Annotated in this window: 1 protein-coding gene; it reads right to left on the minus strand. The window is 41.1% G+C overall.

Annotated elements, in window-relative coordinates; all coding sequences use genetic code 11:
- On the minus strand, positions 1–281 hold a 281-nt coding region (locus ACTHUR_RS17110; RefSeq protein WP_440399896.1), incomplete at its 3' end, for an iron-sulfur cluster assembly protein.
- Positions 282–555 lie beyond the last annotated feature (274 nt).

Below are 555 nucleotides of genomic sequence, written 5' to 3' on the forward strand. Positions count from 1 at the left end.
CCTTTGATGGTGGCGACTCCGGGCTGTACTTTGTGTGTTGTGATTTCAGTGTCAATGCGGAGATGGATATGCGCGTCGCCTGTGATGCCGATGACGGCTTCTTGCAGGCTGTTGGCGATGTCGGCGGCAATATGCCCGACAGGGAAGCCGAATTTCAGTCCGATATGGAGACCGTCGGTGCGTTCTTCCAACAGTTTGACGGCTTTTTCGCTACCAAGTGTGCGTGTGGTGTTGGGAATTTGTACTGCTTCCAGTGCAGTTTGAATGGTTGCGATATTCATGGCGTATCTCTGGTTGATAGGTAACGATAATTGAATCAAGGATGATTCATATTTGGTGTGTGGATGCAAGAAATACAATAGGTGTGGAATAAAAAATACGATCCATATTTCAGGATGAATGCGCGGATGCTGTAATAAATTTTCTTCCAAAAGAAACTGTATCTAAAGTCATCATAATCGATATCAAAATATTATTTGAAATATAGAGTTTTTATGTAATAAATTGTCGATAGGAATATAGTACTTTGTGTAATTATATTTCCAGACTTTATAT

The organism is Neisseria sp. P0021.S007, assembly GCF_051956855.1.